The organism is Hymenobacter lutimineralis (assembly GCF_008271285.1).
Classification (GTDB): Bacteria; Bacteroidota; Bacteroidia; order Cytophagales; family Hymenobacteraceae; genus Hymenobacter; species Hymenobacter lutimineralis.
In genome coordinates this window covers 90,183-111,103 of sequence record NZ_VTHL01000013.1, presented here as the reverse complement: position 1 = coordinate 111,103, position 20,921 = coordinate 90,183, and the positions used below count along the sequence as shown (strand labels likewise).

Genomic DNA, 20,921 nt, shown 5'->3' with positions numbered 1-20,921 from the left:
ACATGAAAAATTTAGTGGTCGTAACCGCCCTGACGTTGGCTTTCCTGGGCCTGACTTATGGAAGCGCCCTGGCCCAGGGCGCCCCCGGCTCCACCGGGCCACAGCCCGATGATGAACCTACCGATGTCCCGCTGGACGGCGGGGCCTCCCTACTGCTGGCGGGTGGGGCAGCTCTGGGCCTGCATAGGCTGCGCCAGCGCCCCACTCGCTGAGAAGCCACGCCCGGTTATTTCTACCAACGCCCTTTTTTCATCCGTGGAAAAGTGGCGTTGGCGCGTCGGTAGTTGCCCAGTTACGCACTCATCCGATAACGGCCGCTCAACACGAAGGGCTTTGTAGCGGAGGCCGGTTTCGGCCCAGCGCCACACAGCGGCTAAGCCGTGACGCACACCTGATGGTTTGATATACAGGGCATCCGCTTCCCGTCTCTCCAGGGCCGCCTTATCCTCCCCAGCCAGCCTGCCCGAGCAGGGGCACGAAGCGAAACTCCTCGAAGTCCTCGCGCACGAAGCTTTCCTCCGACTCCCGCACCACCCGCACCATGCGCTGGCTCTGCTCCGTGCCCACCGGAATTACCAGCGAGCCGCCCACGCGTAGCTGGCGCAGCAGGGGCCGGGGCAGCGAAGGCGAGCCAGCCGTAACAATAATCTTATCAAAGGGCGCCTGATCGGGGAAACCCAGGCTGCCGTCGCCGCAGGAGAGGTGGGCGGGGCGGTGCAGCTGCGCGAGCAGGCGCTGGGTACGGGCAAACAGCACCGCGTTGTACTCAATGCTCCAGACGTGGGGCGTGAGCTCCAGCAGCACGCAGCACTGGTAGCCCGAGCCCGTCCCGATTTCCAGCACCCGGTCCTGGGGCCGCACCTGCAGCAGCTGGGTCTGGAAAGCCACCGTGTAGGGCTGCGAAATTGTTTGTCCCTCCCCAATGGGGAAGGCCTTGTCCTGGTAGGCATGCTCCCGGAAGCCGGGCTCGAAAAACAGGTGGCGCGGCACTTGCTCCAGGGCGCGCAGCACGCGTTCATCGTAAATACCCTTGCGGCGCAGCTCCGCCACCAGGGCGCGGCGCTGGCCACGGTGCCGGTACGTATCGGAAGCCGAAAGAGCAGATTGCGGGGTCACGGAGAATGCGCTTACCTTTGCAGACCCGGCGGGCGCTGTTCAGGTATGAGAAGCGCGAAACTACCGTTTCCGGGGCATAAAAACCACTGGTTTGGCCGCTCCAGGGCCTTTTCGTTGCTTACGCTGTTCGCCGCTTGATTCGTACCCTGCAGAAGCTCAAACTCATGGCCACCGACTTCGGGGCAGCTCTGCTGGCCTGGATGGGCTTTTACCTCCTGCGCAAATACCTTCTTAACGAAAGCTTCACACCCCGGGAAGAGTTGCTCACCCTGCTGGGTTCGGCCCTGCTGATTGCCTTGTTCTGGATGCTGCTCTACGGGCTGATCGGCGAATACCGCGACATTTTCCGCAAATCGCGCCTGGGCGAAATCATTCGGCTGGCCCGGGTGTCCACGCTGGGGGCTTTGGTTATCTTCTTTGCTCTGCTGCTCGACGACGAGGGGGTGAGCAACTACCGGCTGTACTACCGCACCATCTCGGCCTATTTCCTGCTGCACTTCACCATTTCGGCCATTTTGCGCACCTGGGCCGTCACCAGCGTGCAGCGGCTGGTGCGCAGCGGGGTGATTACGTTTAACACCCTTATTGTGGGAGCCAATGCCCTGGCCCGCGACGTACGCCAGGAGCTGGTGCATGCCACCCGCTACCTCGGGTTGCGCATCATCGGGTTTGTGTCGGTGGGCGAGAGCATCGACTCGGCCTTGGCCGCGGCGCTGCCCCGGCAGGGGCACTACCAGGAACTGCCCGAGCTCATTGAGCGGCTTAACGTAGAGCAGGTTATCATTGCCACGGAGCCCAGTGAGCACCTGCTCATTCAGGAAATTCTTACCCTGCTGGAAGGCACGCCCGTGCGCATCAGCATCCTACCTGACCTCTACCAGATGCTGCTGGGCTCGGTGAAGGTCAACCACCTGTTTGGCACCCCGCTTATTGAAATCAAGCAGGATTTGCTGCCCGTGTGGCAGGAAGTAACCAAGCGGGTGCTGGATGTGGTGGGCTCCTTACTGTTTCTGGTGCTGGCCTGGCCGGTGTATGCCTTTACCGCCGTGATGGTGCGCCTTTCCTCGCCGGGCCCCATTTTCTACTCTCAGGAGCGCATCGGCAAAGCGGGGCAGCCGTTCCGTATTTATAAGTTCCGCTCGATGTACGTGGATGCCGAGCGGCTGGGGCCTTCACTTTCTTCCCTGCACGACCCGCGCATCACGCCCTGGGGGCGGTTCATGCGCAAGGTTCGGCTGGATGAGCTGCCGCAGTTCTGGAACGTGGTGAAGGGCGACATGAGTTTGGTGGGCCCGCGGCCCGAGCGGGAGTTCTATATCCGCCAGATTATGGCCGTGGCCCCGCATTACCGCCACCTGCACCGCGTACGTCCCGGCATTACCAGCCTGGGCCAGGTGAAGTATGGCTACGCCGAAACCGTGGAACAGATGGTGGAACGCCTCAAGTACGACATTCTCTACATCGAAAACATGAGTCTGGCCATGGACTTCCGCGTCATGCTCTACACCCTCAAAATCATTGTGGAAGGACGCGGAAAATAATGTGCTGATGTGGTTGAATGTGCTTCGCTCCTTTAATGTGCCAATGCTTTGTAAAGTAAAATTGCACCGTTGAACAATTCAGCATTCCGTTGATTAGCACATCAGCACATTTTCCACATTAGCGCAGCGTAGCATATTCAACCCACATCAACACATTTTCCACATTAGCGCAGCGCAGCACATTTAAACCACCTTAACGAAGTGTTCACCGGCATCATCGAAACCCTGGGTACCATCACGGCCGTGCGCCGGGAAGAAACCAATATTCATTTCACCGTAGAATCCAGCTTCGCTCAGGAGCTGAAAATCGACCAGAGCGTGGCCCACGACGGGGTGTGCCTGACGGTAGTAGCCGTCGATGGCATGGCTGGCACGCACGTTGTCACGGCCATCGACGAGACGCTGCAGAAAACCAACCTGAGCCAGTGGGAGCCGGGCCGCCGTGTGAATCTGGAGCGGTGCCTGGCCGCCAACGGCCGCTTCGACGGCCATATTGTGCAGGGCCACGTGGACCTTACGGCCGAGTGCGAGTCGGTGGAGGACCAGCATGGCTCCTGGGTGTTTCGCTTCCGCCACGAGCCGGGCCCTAGCCGCGTAACGGTGGAAAAAGGCTCTATCTGCGTAAATGGCACCAGCCTCACCTGCTTCAATAGCACCGACGACGGCTTTTCCGTGGCCATCATTCCCTACACCTACGAGCACACCACCTTCCAGGACCTACGCCCCGGCCACCGCGTCAACCTGGAGTTCGACATAGTGGGCAAGTACGTGGCGAAATTGCTGGGGCGGTAAGGAAACTGGCAGCCGGAAACTGCGTAACGGTAGGAGTATCAACTCCTACCGACATGTCAACCAAACGTCAGTTAATAGAGCCTACTCCTGGTGACAAGCGCTACGTGCGCCGCGACAAGGAAGGCAAGTTCACCAGCTCCGCCGATTTAAACCGCTCGTTGTCCGGCGACGACCGGACCAATTCTAAAGTCACCAGCAAATCTGGCCAAGGTGACAAAGGCGACGGGCACACCGGCAACCGCAAGCCCGCCAAGTAACTTTTGCTCAGGATTTACCAATAAAAAAGGCTCCGCGCGACCGTGCGGAGCCTTTTTTATTGAATCGATTTAGGAAGAACCTACGAGTCATGCTGAGCTTGTCGAAGCATCTCTACCGCTTCGTTGGAAGAAGGAGACGAAGCGGTAGAGATGCCTCGACAAGCTCAGCATGACGTCCTGTATAATTTTCTACGCCTCCGCCCCTAGCAGCGGCCACCAGCGCCGGGCCAGGTGCCGGAACGCCAGGGCGCAAAGCCAGGCCATGAGGGAACCCAGCAGCATACCCGCCAGTACATCGGAAGGGTAGTGAGCCCCCAGGTAGATGCGACTGTAGCTGACCAGGGCAGCCCAGATAAAGAGCAGCACCTTGGCCGTGCGGTAGCGCCGGGGCAGCAGAATACCCAGAAACACCGCCAGCGCAAAGGCATTGGCCGCGTGCGAGGAAAGAAACCCGAACTGCCCGCCGCAGCCGTTTACCAGGTTCAGCGTGGCTGAGAGGTCGGCGTCGTGGCAGGGGCGCAGGCGGGCAAAGTAGGGCTTGAACAGGCGGCTGGAAATGACATCGGCCAGCAGCACGCTCAAGCCCAGCAGGGGCAGCAGCAGGGTGGCGCGCCGGCCGTAGAGGTAGCACAGCACCACCACCAGCACGAAGTAGGCCGGAAACCAAACCAAACGTTCGGAGAAAAACACCATCCAGGCATCCAGGCGGGCGGTGTGGCGGGAGTTGGCGGCTACCAGCAGCCAGCGGTCCAGGTGTTGGAAAAACTCAATCAAACCGTGGCAGGGGGGATGGTTAGCCAGTCAAGGCCCGGGCGCAGCCACTGCTGGGTGGCTTCTTCGGGGGAGCCGGGCTCGATGGGAAAATTGTAGTGCCACTCGGCCTGGGGCGGCAAGCTCATCAGGATGCTTTCGGTGCGGCCGCCGGTTTCCAGCCCGAAGCGGGTACCGCGGTCGATGGCCAGGTTGAACTCGGCGTAGCGGCCCCGGCGCATCAGCTGCCACTGCTTCTGCCGCTCCGTGTGGGGCCGGCCGGCGTTCTGGCGCAGCAGTTCACAGTAAGTGCGCCCGTAGACCTCGCCCACGCTGCGTACGAAGGCAAACAAGCTCTCCGCATCTGCCTCCTTGCCTACAATCAGCCGGTCGAAGAAGATGCCGCCGATGCCGCGGGTTTCCTGGCGGTGGGGCAGGTAGAAGTACTCATCGGCCCACTGCTTGAAGCGCGGGTAGTAGGCGGAATTGTGGGCGGCGCACACGTCGGCAATCTGCTGGTGAAACCAACGGGCCTGGGTTTCATCTACGTAGATGGGCGTCAAATCCAGCCCGCCGCCAAACCAGGCTTCCCCGTTGCCGGCCTCGAAGTAGCGCACGTTCATGTGGGAAATGGGCACGAGCGGGCTGCCCGGGTGCTGCACCACCGAGACGCCCGTAGCAAAGTAATTCGGGTCGGGCATGAGCAGGGTGCGGGCTGCCGCCTCACTCATGCGCCCTTCCACGGCCGAAAAGTTCACCCCGCCTTTTTCAATGATCTGGCCACCCGTGAGTACCCGGCTACGGCCCCCGCCCCCGCTGTGGTGGACCCAGGCATCTTCCCGAAACACGCCCATGCCGTCGGCCGCTTCCAGTTGCTGGCAAAGCCAGTCCTGAAATTGGCGCATCCACTGCTCCACGGTGTCGCGGAAGCGGGGCTGAGCGGTGGGCGTAGGGAAGGAGGCGGTGGGCGTAAAATCCATGGCGGCAAGGGCAGAATCAGCGGGCAAAGGTAGAAATTTCCGGCGCTGCCACTCTGCCAAAGCGCAATGGGAGCGGCTCTGGTAATTCAGTTGGCTGCGCGAATGTGCCGGGCAGTAAAGTAAAACCCGCTCGTAGGCGTCTGTACCATTGAAGGCCGCTTTTTACGGCTCCTGTGCTATGCTGCAAGTATTGGGGAAGAACCCTTCCCGCCAAGTGAAAGACCGGTTTACCGGGTTATCAAATTACCAGAACGGCCGCTTTGAGAATTTAGAAGGCGTACGTTTCAGCCCCAGCGAAGCCCCAATGGGCAAGATGCTGGTAGATTTCCTGCGTAAGCCCCGCACCGTAGCTCCGACCGGACAGCTGCCCGCCGTGCGCACCAATTTGCACCTTCCCGCTACGGACCAGCCCACGGTCGTTTGGTTTGGGCACTCGTCTTACCTGATTCAGGCCCACGGGCTGAATATTCTGGTTGACCCCATGTTCAGTGGGGCTGCCTCGCCCTTCTCGTTTGCCGTGCGCGCCTTTGCCGGTGCCGATGTCTACTCGGCCGCCGATATGCCCGTCCTTGATGTGCTGGTGCTCACCCACGACCACTACGACCACCTCGACTACGCTACCGTGGTGGCCCTGCGCGAGAAAGTACGTCACGTGATTACGCCCCTAGGGGTGGGCAGCCACCTGCAGGCCTGGGGCTACGCGCCCGAGCAGATTACCGAGCTGAACTGGCACGACACGGCCACGCCGGTGTCGGGTGTGCAGCTCACGGCCACGCCGGCTCAGCATTTCTCGGGCCGCAGCCTGCGCCCCCGGCAAACCCTGTGGGCTTCGTACGTGCTGCAGCTGGATGGGGCGCGCCTGTTTCTGGGCGGGGACAGTGGCTACGGCCCCCATTTCCGAGCCATTGGCCGGCAGTACGGCCCCTTCGACCTGGCTTTGCTCGAGAATGGTCAGTACAACCTTAGCTGGCACCCCATTCATATGCTGCCCGAGGAAACTGCCCAGGCCGCCCTTGACCTGGGAGCCAACATGCTGCTGCCCGTGCACTGGGCCAAGTTCACCCTGGCCTATCATCCCTGGAATGAGCCCGTGCAGCGGCTATTGCCCGCCGCCGAAAAAGCCCAACTGCCCGTCACGGTGCCCCGCATCGGGCAGCCCTACACTATTGGCGGACCGGTGCTGCGCGACGTTTGGTGGCTCAATAACTAGCCGAAAGCAAGCCAAGCACGGCCAGTATCCGGAGTAACGGCTTACGACAGCTGCTTGCGCATCAGCAGCAGCTCCAGCGGCTGGCGCGGAATGCCAAAGCGCGTGTCGGTGGGAAAAGCCAGGGTTTCGCCGGTGCGCTGGAAGCCGTGCCGCTCGTACCAGGCAATCAGCTCGGCGCGCACCGTAATGACGGAAATCAGAATGCCGGTGCAGGAATGGGCGCGGGCGTGGGTTTCGGCGGCGGCCAGCAGCTGCTTGCCGATGCCCAGGCCTTGCTGCCCGGGCTCCACGGAAAGCATGCCGAGGTAGAGGTCGGGGAACTGGGGCTTTAGGTAAACGCTGCCTACGAGCTGCCCGGTGTTGGTATGAGCCAGCAGGAAGGTGGCACCGGGGGCAGTGCGCAGGGCTTGCAGGTCTTCGGCGTCGGTGCGCTGCCCATCGAGCAGGTGGGCTTCGGTGGTCCAGCCCTGGCGGGAGGCGCCGCCGCGGTAGGCCCGGTTCACGAGTTCCACGAGGGCCGGAATGTCAGCGGCGGTGGCGGGCGCAATGCGTAGTTCGGCAGTCATGGAGGCAAAGATACGGCCTCCGGGGCCCTGTCTTCCGTGGCAAAGGCCCGGTTCGTACCTTCGCCCCGGCATTACCCCACCCACCCCTTATGCTCCCCCAAGCCACCCCCACGCTGGAAACCGACTTCACCCACGCCCAGCCCAGCCGCGCCACCCTGCGCCAGGCCTACCTGCTCATGCGCACGGCCGATGAAATGGCCCGCCTCTACGAGGAAAATAAGGCCGTAACGGCCAAGTACGTGCACGCCACGGCCCGCGGCCACGAGGCCATCCAGCTGGCCGCGGCCTCTATTCTCGGCCCCCAGGACTACGCCGCGCCCTACTACCGCGACGATGCCCTGCTGCTGGGCATGGGCCTGAGCCCCTACGAGCTGATGCTGCAGCTGCTGGCCAAGCGCGACGACCCGTTTTCCGGCGGCCGCACGTATTACAGCCACCCTTCCCTGCGCCGGGCCGGCGTGCCCACCATTCCGCACCAAAGCTCGGCCACGGGCATGCAGGCCATACCGGCCACCGGCATGGCCCACGGCATCAAGTACCTGGAAAGCCAAGGCTTGAACGCCCTGATGCCCGACCCCCGGGACTTTTACGAAAATAACCAGCCGATTCCGGGCCTCTACGGGCTGCAGGCGTCGGAATTGGCGGCTCCGTTGGTGCTCTGCTCCATTGGCGACGGCGCCATGACGGAAGGCGAAGTAAGCGAGGCCCTGCAAATGGCGGCCCTGCATCAACTGCCTATCATCTACCTGGTGCAAGACAACGAGTGGGGTATTTCGGCCACCGGCCGCGAAATGCGCTCCATGAATGCCTACGAGTTTGCAGCGGGCTTTAAGGGCCTGCACCGCCTGCAGTTTGATGGGGCCGATTTTCTGGCCAGCTACGCCGGGATGCGGGAGGCCGCCGACTACGTGCGCCAGCGGCAGGGGCCGGTGCTGGTCCACGCCCGGTGCCCGCTGCTGGGCCACCACACCAGCGGAGTGCGGCGCGAGTGGTACCGCGGCGACAACCTCGCCCACCATACCACCCAGGACCCCTTGCCGCGCTTCCACCAGCAGCTGCTGGAGCTGGATTTCACGGAGCAGGAGCTGCAGGCGCTGGGAGAAGAAGCCCGCGCCACCGTGCAGGCCGACTACCAGCGTGCCCTGGCCGCGCCCAACCCCGACCCGGCTACCTTTGCTGACCACGAGTTTGCCCCGCCAGTCGTAACCCAGGAAGCCGGGGAGCGAAGCCCGGCCGGCGCCGATAAAGCTCTGATGGTGGACGCGGCCTTGCACGCGGTGGATGATATTCTGCGGGAGTTTCCGGAGGCATTGTTCTACGGCCAGGACGTGGGCGGGGAGCTGGGCGGCGTGTTCCGCGAGGCGGCGCTGCTGGCCAAAAAATACGGCGATGCCCGCGTCTTCAACACGCCCATTCAGGAGGCTTACATTGTGGGCAGCACGGCCGGCATGAGTGCCGTAGGAGCCAAAGCCATTGTCGAAATTCAGTTCGCCGACTACATCTGGCCAGCTCTTAATCAGCTGGTAGAGGAGCTGAGCAAGTCGTGCTACCTTTCCAACGGGCAGTTCCCGGTGCAGAGCCTGATCCGCGTGCCCATTGGGGCCTACGGCGGGGGCGGACCCTACCACTCAGGGTCCGTCGAAAGCACGCTGCTCACCATTCGCGGCATCAAGGTGGTGTACCCCAGCAATGCCGCCGACATGAAGGGCCTGATGCGCGCCGCCTTCCTCGACCCCAACCCGGTGGTGATGCTGGAGCATAAAGGTCTATACTGGAGCAAGGTACCCGGCACCGAAGACGCCAAAACCGTGGAGCCCTCTGCCGGCTACGTTATTCCCCTGGGCAAAGCCGCCATAGCCCAGGAAGCCAGTCCGGAGAAGCTGGCCAGTGGCGAAACCTGCGTGGTAGTTACTTACGGCATGGGCGTACACTGGGCCAAAACGGCTAGCCGCCAGTTTGCCGGGCAAGTGGAAATCCTGGACTTGCGCACCCTCAATCCGCTGGACTGGGAGGCCGTGCAAGCCGCCGTGCAGCGCCATGGCAAAGCCCTGGTGCTCACGGAAGAGCCTTTGCTCAACTCCTTTGCCGAAAGCCTGGCCGGCCGCATTCAGCGGCACTGCTTCCGTCAGCTCGACGCGCCGGTGTTTACGCTGGGCGCGGCCAACCTGCCGGCCATTGCCCTGAACGTGGAGCTGGAAAAGCAGATGCTGCCCAACCCCGACAAAGTAGCCGCCGCCCTCCGGGAGCTGCTGGCGTATTAGCCCAGACCACCACTTGCCCAAAAGGAAGAAGCGGCTTCTGCACTAGCAGGAGCCGCTTCCTTTTGAGAATAGAACTGAATAAGGGCTTCAAGGCCCGGGCCCAAGCGGCGTGTTAAGTAGCACCAGATCAGAATGGGTAGCCAATACCCACGTTGAGCGTAGGCGTATTCAGCCAGGGCTTGGCATCGTTGCGCCAAACGGCAAACCGGCGGATAGCCCATTTATCCCCTGGCACGGCCGTGGGGTCGTACACCTTAGTGGCTATATCCAGCCGGATGATGAGGAACGTAAGGTCGAAGCGGATACCCAGCCCGCTGCCTACCGCAATTTCCTGGTAAAAGCGGTTGGCCGAGAAATTAGCCCCTTCGCGGGGGTCGTCGGGACGCAGGGACCACACGTTGCCAAAGTCCGTGAAGAAGGCCCCGTAAATGTAGTCGTAGATGGGGAAGCGGTATTCCACGCTGCCTTCCAGCAGCAGTTCGGCGGGTTGCTCCACGTTCTCATCCTGAATGAGCTTGCCGCGGCTGTCGTACTGAGGTTGGCCGTCTTTGGTGAGAAAAGTAGTATACGAGCCGGGGCCCAGGCGGCGGGGGCGCCAGGCCCGCAAGCTGGAGCCGCCGCCCGCAAAAAAGTACTTGTCGTAGGGAATAACGAAGGAAGAACTGGTTACGCCATCGGCCGTGAAGGTGGTGCGGGTGAGGGCATGCGCCACGCCGGTGTTCAGGCGCCAAGCCAAATAGGTGAGGGGCGTGAGCTTGTAATACCGGCGGTAGTCGGCATTGAAGCGCGCGTAGTCCAGCACCGGGATGCCAGCCAGGCGCGGGTCACCCGAGGCTGGGTCGGGTTGAGTGTAGAGCTGCCGACCCAGGCCGCCCAGCTCCGCTACCACCCGAAAATAAGCGGCGTTACGCGTCTGGTTGAAGTCGTTGCTGTTGTAGAGGGACGTGGCGCTGGCGCTGGGTACCAGCTGCCGGCCAAAGCTGCGCAGAATGGCCCCGTTGTTCGCCAGCGTACCCAGATAAGCCTTAAAATCAGGGTCGATTTTGCTGGTATTCAGCAAGCTGATGTTGAGGGGCGTCACCACGTACTGCTGATAGGCGCTGCGCTGCCATATGTAATCGTAGCTGCCTTCAAGGTTGGTACGGGTATAGTCCGGCCGCTTTACGTAGGTGTACGACGTCGAAACCCGGGTTTTGGGGTTATAGCGCGTGAGAAAGCGGTTGGTCTGCCAGGGCACCAGAAACTGGGGCAAAATCAGGCTCACATTGCCCCCCAGCTGAAACGAATAAACTCCTTTCGGGCTGTTGCTGGTGGGATTGGGCACCTGCCGGTACTGGCCTTCCAGGCCCGCCCGCAAACTGGTTTCCAGCACCTCGGCCCCGCCAAACAGGTTCCGCGTTTTCACCCTGATATTGGCAAACGGGCCCACCAGCAAGGCCGAATAGGTAGCACCCAGCTCGGTGGTTTCCTGGAATTTTTTCAGCGGGGAAGCGTAGATGTTGGCGTCCAGCCGGGCCAGGCCACTGGCGCTGTCGCCCTGCACTTTCTGATACGTTACGGTATTAAACCGGAACATATCCAGGTCGGCCAGCTGGCGCTGGGTGGTCTGGGTGTTGAGCAGGCTGTAGCGGGACCCGGGGCGCACTTCTACGCGCTGGTTCAGCACCTTCGAGCTGTAGCGCTGCCGGTAGGCCAGGAAATTGACCGAGTCGCGCCGCACGGTGTCGCGCTTCACCCCAAAGCGGGTAGTGCCCGCGTCGGTAAACACGTTCACCCGCCGCACGGTGTACACCTTGTGCCGCTCGCCGGGGCCGGGGTTGGCTACGATGGTGCGCAAACGCACGGTGCCGGGCGCAAAGCTCGTGTCGGCTTCCAGGGTCACGTACTGCTGGCGAAAGTCGTAGTAGCCCGCGTTTTTCAGCAGGGTTTCCAGCCGCGACCTTTCCAGGCCAATGGCTTCCTCGTTGTACCGGTCGCCGAGGTGGAGCAGGGAGGTGGAGCTGCCCGCCAGCACCACCGCCGCCACGGCCGTGTCCCCAATGTGGTAGTCGAGCTGGGCGTAGCGGAAGGGCTGATTTTCCGTTACCGAATACGTTACGCTCACCCGGCGGTCCGTGCTCTTTTCGGTGGCACGCACCTGGCTGCGGAAAAACCCCTGGGACCGGAGAAATACGGCCATCTGTTCGGCCGTGCGGGCCGTGAGCAGGGAGTCGTACACCACCGGGGCCTCGCCAATGCGCATCAGGGCGTTGCCTTTGGTAAGGGCCAGCTGGTGGCGCTGGGTGTGTTTTTCCCGCTTCAGCAGCAGCTGGCCCACCGTCACGGAGTCGCGGCCAGCCAGCCGAATCAGGGAATCATACTTGGTGCGCTCTTCTTCCAGCTGGCGCCGCAGCCGCTCGGGGTTGTAAAACGACTGCCCCAACTGATAGATTGCTAGCTTTGGGAGCGGAAACCGGGTATTCGGCTTTTGCTGGTACAGGGCCTGCAGCCGGTCGGTGCTGGCTTCCTTCACGCCTTCCAGCCGCACGCGGTAGAGCAGGTTTTGGCCGGGCTGCAACAGCCGCGTGGGCGAGCAGCCCAGTAGTAGGTTCAGGCTCAGACTCAGCAGAAGTAAGGAAAAAACTCGCCGGGGCGCAGGCAGCACAACAAAGAAATATGGTGTCAAAAGCAGTTGTCAAGTACGTACACGCGTTGCAGCAGAAAAAGTATCGGCTGCGGCACGGCGCCTTCCTGGTAGAAGGCGGCAAGAGCGTGCGCGAGTTGCTAAGTTCAGGACTTCTAACGGAACGCGTGTTCCTTACTGCTGAATTTGCGGCAAAAATCGGGCAGGAGCTGCCCGCCGGCGTGCCGGTGGAAATCATTTCGGAGGCGGAACTCACCCAGCTGGGCACCCTTAGCACCAACAACACCGCCCTGGCCGTGGCCCGCATTCCCGCCGAGCCGGCCCTGCCCACCAGCGCCGCAGGCTTGCTGCTGGCCCTGGATGAAGTGCGCGACCCCGGCAACCTGGGCACCCTCATCCGGCTGGCCGACTGGTACGGGCTGACGGGCATCGTGTGCTCCGAAACCTGCGCCGACCCGTGGAACCCTAAAACCGTGGCGGCCACCATGGGGTCCTTCACGCGGGTGCGCATCTGGCAGCGGGAGCTACCCCAGTGGCTGGGCACGTTCCCGGCCGCCACCCCCATCTACGGCGCCGACCTGGCCGGCGACAACGTGCACCGCTTGGCGCTGGCTCCGGAAGGCGTGCTGGTGATGGGCAGCGAAAGCCACGGCCTGCGACCCGAAGTGCATGCCCGCCTCACCCGTCGTCTGCACATTCCCGGGCGGGGCGGGGCCGAGAGTCTTAATGTGGCCGTGTCGGCCGGTATCCTGCTGGATAACTTTTTCCGGCAGCTGTGAGTAGCAGTCGTTAGTGAGGCGCCACACGCTTGGCAGAGCGGCGGCTGATTCGGCAGGCCGGCACTTTGCAGGCGTGTCTACGGTGGTTTTACCCGGCGGCCACGGCGCGGGGGGCTGGCTCGTTTACCTGCTCGTGCCACTGCGCTTTATCGACTCCTTTTAGCAATAGCCATAGGCAGAAGGCTGATTCGCCAACCAAGGGCAGCACCAGCACGCCGGGCAAGAGGATAGCCGCCAGCGCCGGGGCGAACAGCGCGGCAAAGCAGGCGACCAGATAACCCAGGCCTGCCACCTGCAGCAGGGTCCCCAGCACCCGCGGAAAATACCCCGACTTCCGAATCAGGTAGCCGTTGACCAGGCAGGTTAAGCCGAAAAAGATCAGGGCGATATTAAAGGAAATGTCATGCGTCCTTAGCGCCAGATTGGCCAGTACGGGCAGCTGGCGGGGGCCAAAGGCGCTGGCGTACTCCGGATTGCTCAGAATAGGTAGCACCAGCAGCATAAAGACCTTGCTGACGGCTTCCACCGACAAGGAAACCACATTCAGGAGCACCGCCAGCAGCACCAGGCTTTTGCTGACGGGCCGCAGCAGTAGGTACTCAATCCAGAGTAGGGGCACGGCAAAGAGCACCAGCAGCACGTTGCCCGCCACGCCCAGACGCCAGAGTGCCGGCGAAGCCAGGATATGCCGGGCCGTGGCAACGGCATCACCACCTACCACCAGTTTGCTGGTGACGAAGCCTTCGGCGAAAGCGCCAAACAGGATAATGGCCAGGTACAGCGCCCCGCCAAGGCGGGCATAGAACTGGGGCGAGGATGCAAAGGAACGGGCAGTCATAGCGTCGGTTTGTGCAGGTGTAGGGGCAGAAAAAAGCCGTTCGGGGTCTTATTGCTACCCGAACGGCTTTTGCTATTGGTAATTGACCAGGAGTATGTGGTCAGGGCTGTGAGTTATTCGAGCAGGGAGATACCGAAGCTCAGCGTCTGGCCCTGGGGGCCGCGGTTGGCCTTGAAGGTGTCGTTCAGGTTGTATTTCACGAACAGGTCGATGTTGCGGATGCCGATGGTGCCCTGCACGCCGTACTGAAAATCTTCGAGGTTGTAGCTGCCGCGGTCCTTGTCTTTGCGGGTGCGCCCTTCGCTTTCGTACTTCAGCTTGGTGTGGGCGCCCAGGCGGTAGCCCACAAACCCACCCGCGCCGATGCGGAAGGCATTCCGCCCTTTATCATCGTCGAAGTCGAGGACGGCCATCAGGGGCAGGTTCAGGGTGGTCACGGCCAGCTTGCTTTTCTCCAAACTCAGCGTGGGCTCTTTCGTCGGTGTAGTCACCCCGTTTACGTCCAGGAAGCGGAAGTTCTTATCGAGCATGTAGTTGTTGAAGGCCAGCTCCGGGCCGGTAACCAGGTGCAGGGGCGAGGCTTTGGCACCTACCCGGATATCGTAGTGCCAGTTCAGGCTTACGTAGCGGGAACCAACCGGGCGCAGGTCGAAGTTTTCGCCGCCCACCAGTGTGGGCCGGTTTACGAGGGTGTTCAGGCCCAGGTCCAGGCTGAAGTCCTGGTGCACGCGGCGGTTGCGCTTTTCTTCCTGGCGGGCCCGCCGCTCCACGTTGCGGATGGAGTCTTCCGAGACCGAGCGACCGATGTGCACCGACACGCCATCGTCATTGTCGGAGTCCTTTACCGTCACGCCCATTTTGCCCAGCATCACGTCCACCCGGTCGGTTTTAGCGTTGCCTTTGCCGTCCTGGCTGCGCACTGTCACCCGAATCTGCTCGGGGGCATTGGTGCCGGGGCGCTCCTTGGCGGGGTAGAATTCCAGGGTCACTTGGTCGGTCTTCGAGTTCTGCCCCGCTGCCTCGGCCTGGGTGATGTAGGCATCGAGCAGCAGCATCAGGGAGTCGAGCTTGTAGGTGCGCATCTGGCGCAGCTGCTCTTTATTTTTCACATAAAGGGTCATGGTGGCCTGGTTAGGCAGCTTTACCATGATGGTATCATCGTTGACGGGGGCAGAAGAAGCGGCCAGGGAGCGGCCGGGCGCCAGCACCGCCAGCAACAGGAAAGCCAGCAGAGCAGAAAAGCGTTTCATAGCTGAAAAGAAAAAGAAACTGTTAGAGTTGAATTGTTTTGGAGAGGGTGCGCCCCGCCACGCGGGCTTGCACCGTCAGGGTTTCCGGCAGGCCGGCATCGACCAGGCTCACCTGGTCGCCACGCACGGCGTTGCGCACTTGCCGGAGAATGCCTCCCAGCCGCGGCCGACGGTCGGGGGCGGCGGCCGCAAGGGCCACCGGCGTTTCTGCCTGGCGGTGTACTTCCACCTCAATCGGGCCGACCGGAGCGGCCGTAGTGGGGGAAGGCGTTGCCGAGGCAATGAGGGTTTGCTCGGGAGCTGGCGTAGCAGGGGCCGACTGATAACGCTCCGGTTGCGTATCGGGCCGGCTCGCTACGGCCACGGCCGGAGCAGAAATAGCGGAGGTGTTAGGGGCCACGGAGTGGCTGGGGTGGGGGGATTTGGTTGCCGAGGCGACCAGGCGGGTTGAAGCAGTAGGCCGGTCTGCGGGGGCTTTCTGCGCTTCTGGAGTGGTAGATGCAGGGGTTGCGGAGGGCGTTGCCTGGGCAATTATTTTTTCTTGGGAAATCTGCGGCTCCTGCTGGTCTGCGTCTACTTTTGTGGCCGGTCTGGCGGCCGGAGTAGTGTTGGCGGCCAGGGTGCCCTCAGCGCCCGTGGCTGGGCCCTGGGGGCCGCGCAGCAGCCAGCCCGCGCCCACCATTAGCAGCAGGGCAATAGCGGCAGCCATGGAGTATAGCCACATCACCGGGCGCTTTTTCTGCTCGGGCTGCAGCTCCGCTTCCAAGCGGCTCCAGAGGTCGGCAGGCGGCGTGGGCGCGTGGCCCTGCAGGCGCTGCCGAAACAGCTTATCAATATCTTCCGGTTGCATACAGTTCTTTCGGTTGGGTGGAGGAGGATACCGCTACCGTATTGGCGGCGGCAATGCGGCGCTGCAACATGGCGCGCGCCTTACTCAGCTGCGACTTGCTGGTGCCCTCCGAAATGCCCAGCAGCTCGGCAATTTCGGGGTGGGTGTAGCCCTCCAGCGCGTAGAGGTTGAACACGGTGCGGTAGCCGGCCGGCAGCTCGGCTAGCAAGGCCATCAGGTCATCGGCATTCAGCTGACTTTCGGCTTCGGCCGCGGTGGCCGGCACGTCGTAGGTCAGGTCGTCGATGGCCAGGTGCAGGGGCTCCTTGCGGCGCAGCTGCCCCAGGGCCTCGTTTACCATGATGCGGCGAATCCAGCCTTCAAACGAGCCTTCGTGGCGGTACTGCTCCAGGGCCCGGAACACTTTCACAAAGCCCATGAGCATTACCTCCTCGGCGTCGTCGCGCTGACGCAGGTACCGCAGGCACACGCCCAGCATCAACCCCGCAAACCGCTCGTAGAGCAGTTTCTGGGCGCGGCTGCTGCCTTGGCGGCAAGCGGTTATGAGTTCAACCTCGGTCACAGCGTAGTAGAGTTTTGGAGCAAATAGCGGGCGTTTGGCAGGGTAGATGCGAAGCCGTAGCGGACCGTTGCCTGACCAGGTAAAATTAATGTGCTTCGCTTCGCTAATGTGGAGAATGGGCTGGTGGGAGAGGGTGCTAGGAAGGAAAGCGTGGTCATATGTCCCGGGCAAAGCCAGACCTCCTTTATGTCAAAAAAGCCCTTCCCTGTACCTAACAGGAAAGGGCTTTCTGGAAAAAGGCCTGTTACGAGAATAAACAGGCGAAGTCACCCGGAACAAAGCAACCTCAATCCATTCTCCCCATTAAAAAACCACATCAGCACATTTTTCACATTAGCGGAGCGACCCACATTAGCGCAGCGCAGCACATTAAAACTAGTACTGGCCTACGCTGAGCATCACGAGCGTGCAGGCTTCTTCGGTCTCGATGCCGTGCTGGCGGGCCAGGCGCTCCAGCTCGGGGTTCTCAGTGCCCGGGTTGAAAATAATGCGCTTGGGCTGCAAGTCCAGGATGTAATCGTACCAGGCGGGCTGGTTTTGCGGGCCTACGTACAAAGTCACGGTGTCTACATCGGCGGCAGCGGGCCGCTCGGTTTCGATGGGCAGGCCGGCCACCTGACCTTTCCGAATGCCAACCGGCACAACTTCGTGGCCGTGGCTTTTAAGCTGGTGCACGGCCCGGTAGGAATAGCGGGCCGGATTGTCGCTGGCGCCAAGAACAAGGGTCTTTTTCATACTTGCGGTTTTTAGCTATCAGCTACTAGCTGTTGGCTGTTAGCGCTATGGGGGAATTAGAAAAACTACTCGGGCAGGTTTTGTTGATTTGGGCTCTGTTGAGGAAAACTAGTCGTAATACGCAGAACTCCCGCCCAAGGCCGCCGTTAACACAGCTAACAGCTAACAGCTAACAGCTAACAGCTAACAGCTAACAGCTAACAGCTAACAGCTAACAGCGGCAAAAGCGGCTTCCGCGCACCGTTCTCCATCCATGGCGGCCGACACGATGCCGCCCGCGTAGCCGGCACCCTCCCCACAGGGGAATAGGCCGTGCACCTCCGGGTGCTGGAGCGTGTCCCGGTCGCGGGGAATGCGCACGGGGGAGGAGGTGCGGCTTTCCACGCCCACAATTTGAGCGGCGTTGGTGGCGTAGCCCGGAATCTTCTGGCCGAAGTTGCGGAAGCCCTGCCGCAGCCGCTCCGACAGCCCAGCGCCCAGCACCTCGTCCATAGGCACCGAAACCAGGCCGGGCTGATAGGACGTTTCCAGGAGGGCCCCGGAGGATTTCTTCTTCAGGAAGTCGCCCAGCAGCTGGGCCGGAGCCAGCTGAGTGTTGCCGGCCACCTGGCAGGCCTGCTGCTCAATCTGCTGCTGCAGGCGCAACCCAGCCAGGGCCCCGTGCTGCCGCAGGTCCATATCCTCCAGCTCAATAGCCGTGACGATGCCCGAGTTGGCAAAGCGCGAGTCGCGGCGGCTGGGGCTCATGCCATTCACGACGACCTCGCCGGGCGCGGTGGCGGCGGGCACGATAAAGCCGCCCGGGCACATGCAGAAGGAAAACACGCCCCGCTGCCGACCCTGCCACTGGGTTTGATGAACCAGGGCGTAGGAGGCCGCGGGCAGCGGACCCCGCTCCCGCATCCGGTACTGGGCCTGGTCGATGAGCTGCTGCGGATGCTCGACCCGCACGCCCAGGGCAAAAGGCTTGGCTTCAATGAGCACGCCCCGGCGGTGCAGCAGCTCGTAAATGTCGCGGGCCGAATGGCCGGTGGCCAGAATCACCGCGTCGGCCGTGAGTTCCTCCCCAGCCGCCGTAATTACTCCCCGCAGGTGGTTTTCGGCCAGTACCAGATCATCTACCCGCGTATCAAAGCGCACCTCGCCGCCCGCCGCCAGCACGGAGTCGCGCAGGGCCGCTACAACGGACGGGAGCTTGTTGGTGCCAATGTGGGGGTGGGCATCGACGAGAATATCGGGGGTGGCGCCGTGCTGTACCAGCAGGCGCAGAATCCGCTGCACGTCCCCACGCTTGGTAGAGCGGGTGTAGAGCTTGCCATCGGAGTAAGTGCCGGCTCCACCTTCTCCAAAGCAGTAGTTGGAGTCGGGGTTCACGATGTGGTCTTTGTTGAGGGCCGCCAAATCGCGGCGGCGGGTGCGCACATCCTTGCCGCGCTCCAGCACTACCGGCTTCAGGCCTAGCTCGATGCAGCGCAGGGCCGCAAACAATCCGGCCGGGCCGGCGCCCACAATCAGCACAGAGCGCCGGGCCCGGCTGACATCGGGGTAGGTAAACCAGGGACCAAACAGGTCGGCGGGCGGCGGGCCGGGGTAGATGGCGGCGCGCAGGCGCACCAGGGGCTGCCGGCCGCGCGCGTCAATCGAGCGTTTGCGCAGGTGCACAAAGTCGGCCTCGCCGGGCTGGAGGCCCGCGGCCTGCAGCAACGCGCGGTAGCGGGCGTATTCGTGGTAGGCTACCTCGGCGGGCAGCAGCACCTCAACTTCTTGGGGAGTAGTCATGGGAGGGGTGAAAGGGAGTTAGCCTTCAAACCAGGTAAAACGAGCCGCAAACTTACGAAAAGCCCGGGGCTCTATACGCCAACAACCCCAGCGGCACCGGCGGCTGGGGTTGTTGGCGGAATGTGGAGCGGCTACGACTTGGCTACCGGTTCGTGGTGAATGTTCTGCTTTCTGGGCCAGAACTGCTCCATCGACGTGTTGAAGGTGTGCAGCACGTGGGCCCGCACTTCGCCGGAAGGATGGCGCAGCAGCTGCCCCAGCATATGCCGGTACATTTCCGTCGTTACCTCCAGGCCCCGGGCACTTACCAGGCCGTGGTGCAGCAGGTCGCAGTTGGTGGCCACGGAATTAGCCATGGAGTCAGTAAGCTCTTCGCGAGCCTTATCCGCTTCTTTAAATGATTGTTCCAAACGGGCGTTGAGCCGTTGGTTATGCGGCTGTTCCATACAGTGAGAAATCGGGAAAAGAGGTATACGCAAGCTCCACAACGGGCCAGGATACCAGAATGGTTCAATATATAGTAGAACGATAATAAGGCTGTTGAGGTTGAGTGGCTTCCGGGCTGGGCTGTATGAGGGGCTCCATCGGCCGGCAAAATATCCCCCTGGCTCCGGCTTAAAACCAGCCGCCGGGAGTAGTGCTACGCGCAGGAAACGCCGCGGCTTCTTACCTTGCCTGCTTTCACCTACTGGATATTCTATGCCGCCTGTTGCTGCTGCTGCGCCGTTTTCAGCCCGTCTGCGCTCCATCGTGAGCGGCTCTATCGGCAACTTGGTGGAATGGTACGACTGGTACGTGTACTCGGCTTTTGCCTTGTACTTTGCCCCAGCGTTTTTCCCGGCCGGCAACCAAACGGCCCAGCTCCTGAATACGGCCGCTATCTTCGCCGTGGGCTTTCTGATGCGCCCCCTCGGGGGCTGGCTGCTGGGCGTGTACGCCGACCGTCACGGCCGCAAAGCTGCCCTGCTGCTCTCCGTGCTGCTCATGTGCGGGGGCTCCCTGCTCATTGCCCTCACGCCCGGCTACGCGCAGATTGGGGTAGCGGCCCCGGTGCTGCTGGTGCTGGCCCGCCTGCTGCAGGGGCTGAGCGTGGGCGGCGAATACGGCACCTCGGCCACCTACCTGAGCGAAATGGCCGGGGCCCGGCATCGGGGCTTTTTCTCCTCCTTCCAGTACGTGACGTTGCTGGCCGGGCAGCTGCTGGCCCTGCTGGTGCAGCTGGCTTTGCAGGCCCTGCTCACGCCCGCCGAGCTGGCCAGCTGGGGCTGGCGCGTGCCGTTTGTGCTGGGCGCGGCCGCGGCGGTGTCGGCGCTGTATCTGCGCCGCAACATGGCCGAAACCACCGATTTTGTGCAACAGGAGGCTACTCCGGACGCCAAACTCAGCAAGCTGGCGCTATTGCTCCGCCACCCCCGCGAAATCCTGACGGTGGTGGGCCTTACCCTGGGCGGCACGCTGGCGTTTTACACCTTTACCACCTACGCGCAGAAGTTTCTGGTGAATACGGCCGGTTTCAGCAAGGCCCAGGCCACGCTGGTGTCCTTTGGGGCGCTGGCCGTGGCGTTGGGGCTGCAGCCCCTGATGGGGGCCGTGTCGGATAGGGTGGGGCGGCGGCCGGTGCTGCTGTTTTTTGGGGTGGGCGCCACGCTGGGCACGGTGCCGCTGCTCACGGCCCTGGGGCGCGCCGGCAGCGTAGGTGTGGCCTTCGGGCTGCTGGTGCTGGCCTTATGCATCGTGAGTGGGTACACCTCCATCAATGCGGTAGTGAAGGCCGAGCTGTTTCCGACGGAAATCCGGGCCCTGGGCGTGGGGCTGCCCTATGCCCTCACGGTGGCGGTGTTCGGGGGCACGGCCGAATACGCGGCCCTGCTAGCCAAGCAGCAGGGCGTAGAATCGTTGTACTACTGGTACGTAACGGCCTGCGCCGCTATTTCCCTGCTGGTTTACTGGCGTATGCCCGACACCCAGGCCACCTCGCGCATGACTGCCGATGCCTGAGGCTAGGGCCCGGCCAGTGCAACCCCGCGAAACA

20 protein-coding genes are annotated in these 20,921 nt (G+C 62.4%); 8 read left to right on the top strand and 12 right to left on the bottom strand.

The genetic code is table 11. The features are described from left to right. Positions 1 to 2: 2 nt before the first annotated feature. A complete protein-coding gene (locus tag FY528_RS13185) occupies positions 3 to 212 on the top strand; it encodes a PID-CTERM protein-sorting domain-containing protein (protein WP_232066333.1) in 210 nt (69 codons plus the stop codon). Positions 213 to 441: 229 nt separating this feature from the next. On the opposite strand, the gene FY528_RS13180 is transcribed toward FY528_RS13185, so the two are convergent. After that, on the bottom strand, positions 442 to 1,116 hold the full coding sequence (locus FY528_RS13180) for a protein-L-isoaspartate(D-aspartate) O-methyltransferase (RefSeq protein ID WP_149071485.1): 675 nt from the start codon (positions 1,114 to 1,116) through the stop codon (positions 442 to 444). Between the two features lie 134 nt (positions 1,117 to 1,250). Here FY528_RS13180 and FY528_RS13175 point away from each other — a divergent pair, with 134 nt between their 5' ends. The 3 genes from FY528_RS13175 (at position 1,251) to FY528_RS13165 (ending at position 3,706) form a co-directional block, all read left to right on the top strand. After that, a complete protein-coding gene (locus tag FY528_RS13175; RefSeq protein ID WP_262383995.1) occupies positions 1,251 to 2,657 on the top strand; it encodes a sugar transferase in 1,407 nt (468 codons plus the stop codon). A gap of 201 nt (positions 2,658 to 2,858) precedes the next feature. Beyond that, positions 2,859 to 3,449, top strand: coding sequence for a riboflavin synthase (locus FY528_RS13170; protein ID WP_149071484.1), 591 nt, complete (start codon positions 2,859 to 2,861; stop codon positions 3,447 to 3,449). 53 nt (positions 3,450 to 3,502) lie between these two features. After that, entirely contained in the window at positions 3,503 to 3,706 is a 204-nt protein-coding gene (locus FY528_RS13165; protein WP_149071483.1) for a hypothetical protein, read from the top strand. 189 nt (positions 3,707 to 3,895) lie between these two features. Here the strand turns inward: FY528_RS13165 and FY528_RS13160 are convergent, their stop codons facing one another. Further along, entirely contained in the window at positions 3,896 to 4,480 is a 585-nt protein-coding gene (locus FY528_RS13160) for a phosphatase PAP2 family protein (RefSeq protein ID WP_149071482.1), read from the bottom strand. Further along, positions 4,477 to 5,436, bottom strand: coding sequence for an oxygen-dependent coproporphyrinogen oxidase (hemF, locus tag FY528_RS13155; protein WP_149071481.1), 960 nt, complete (start codon positions 5,434 to 5,436; stop codon positions 4,477 to 4,479). The genes FY528_RS13160 and hemF overlap by 4 nt, the downstream gene beginning before the upstream one ends. Positions 5,437 to 5,614: 178 nt before the next feature. On the opposite strand from hemF, the gene FY528_RS13150 reads away from it, so the two are divergent. Then, a complete protein-coding gene (locus FY528_RS13150) occupies positions 5,615 to 6,646 on the top strand; it encodes an MBL fold metallo-hydrolase (RefSeq protein ID WP_149071480.1) in 1,032 nt (343 codons plus the stop codon). A 41-nt stretch (positions 6,647 to 6,687) separates the two neighbouring features. On the opposite strand, the gene FY528_RS13145 is transcribed toward FY528_RS13150, so the two are convergent. Then, positions 6,688 to 7,212, bottom strand: a complete 525-nt coding sequence (locus tag FY528_RS13145; protein ID WP_149071479.1) for a GNAT family N-acetyltransferase — start codon at positions 7,210 to 7,212, stop codon at positions 6,688 to 6,690. An 89-nt stretch (positions 7,213 to 7,301) separates the two neighbouring features. On the opposite strand from FY528_RS13145, the gene FY528_RS13140 reads away from it, so the two are divergent. Beyond that, entirely contained in the window at positions 7,302 to 9,473 is a 2,172-nt protein-coding gene (locus FY528_RS13140; protein WP_149071478.1) for an alpha-ketoacid dehydrogenase subunit alpha/beta, read from the top strand. 127 nt (positions 9,474 to 9,600) lie between these two features. Here the strand turns inward: FY528_RS13140 and tamL are convergent, their stop codons facing one another. Then, entirely contained in the window at positions 9,601 to 12,117 is a 2,517-nt protein-coding gene (gene tamL, locus FY528_RS13135; protein ID WP_149071477.1) for a translocation and assembly module lipoprotein TamL, read from the bottom strand. An 11-nt stretch (positions 12,118 to 12,128) separates the two neighbouring features. Between tamL and FY528_RS13130 the strand changes: the two genes are divergently transcribed. Further along, positions 12,129 to 12,875: a TrmH family RNA methyltransferase gene (locus FY528_RS13130; protein ID WP_149071476.1), complete on the top strand. Its 747-nt coding sequence runs from the start codon at positions 12,129 to 12,131 to the stop codon at positions 12,873 to 12,875. 88 nt (positions 12,876 to 12,963) lie between these two features. On the opposite strand, the gene FY528_RS13125 is transcribed toward FY528_RS13130, so the two are convergent. From FY528_RS13125 to FY528_RS13095, 7 genes are all read right to left on the bottom strand, one after another. Further along, a complete protein-coding gene (locus FY528_RS13125) occupies positions 12,964 to 13,713 on the bottom strand; it encodes a DUF4386 domain-containing protein (RefSeq protein ID WP_149071475.1) in 750 nt (249 codons plus the stop codon). 113 nt (positions 13,714 to 13,826) lie between these two features. Continuing rightward, positions 13,827 to 14,963 (bottom strand): porin family protein, encoded by a 1,137-nt coding sequence (locus FY528_RS13120; protein ID WP_149071474.1) that lies wholly within the window; start codon positions 14,961 to 14,963, stop codon positions 13,827 to 13,829. A 22-nt stretch (positions 14,964 to 14,985) separates the two neighbouring features. After that, positions 14,986 to 15,813, bottom strand: coding sequence for a hypothetical protein (locus tag FY528_RS13115; protein WP_149071473.1), 828 nt, complete (start codon positions 15,811 to 15,813; stop codon positions 14,986 to 14,988). After that, positions 15,794 to 16,375, bottom strand: a complete 582-nt coding sequence (locus FY528_RS13110) for an RNA polymerase sigma factor (RefSeq protein ID WP_149071472.1) — start codon at positions 16,373 to 16,375, stop codon at positions 15,794 to 15,796. Before FY528_RS13110 ends, FY528_RS13115 begins: the two co-directional genes overlap by 20 nt. A 375-nt stretch (positions 16,376 to 16,750) precedes the next feature. Then, the gene (locus tag FY528_RS13105; RefSeq protein ID WP_149071471.1) at positions 16,751 to 17,110 is read right to left on the bottom strand and encodes a CoA-binding protein; all 360 of its coding nucleotides are present in this window, start codon (positions 17,108 to 17,110) and stop codon (positions 16,751 to 16,753) included. 204 nt (positions 17,111 to 17,314) lie between these two features. Next, positions 17,315 to 18,889 carry an NAD(P)/FAD-dependent oxidoreductase gene (locus tag FY528_RS13100; RefSeq protein WP_149071470.1) on the bottom strand — a complete coding sequence of 525 codons (1,575 nt, stop codon included), beginning with the start codon at positions 18,887 to 18,889 and terminating at the stop codon, positions 17,315 to 17,317. A gap of 131 nt (positions 18,890 to 19,020) precedes the next feature. Continuing rightward, on the bottom strand, positions 19,021 to 19,245 hold the full coding sequence (locus FY528_RS13095) for a hypothetical protein (protein WP_168679745.1): 225 nt from the start codon (positions 19,243 to 19,245) through the stop codon (positions 19,021 to 19,023). Positions 19,246 to 19,588: 343 nt separating this feature from the next. Here FY528_RS13095 and FY528_RS13090 point away from each other — a divergent pair, with 343 nt between their 5' ends. Further along, positions 19,589 to 20,887, top strand: a complete 1,299-nt coding sequence (locus tag FY528_RS13090; RefSeq protein ID WP_149071468.1) for an MFS transporter — start codon at positions 19,589 to 19,591, stop codon at positions 20,885 to 20,887. The last annotated feature ends 34 nt before the right edge of the window (positions 20,888 to 20,921 follow it).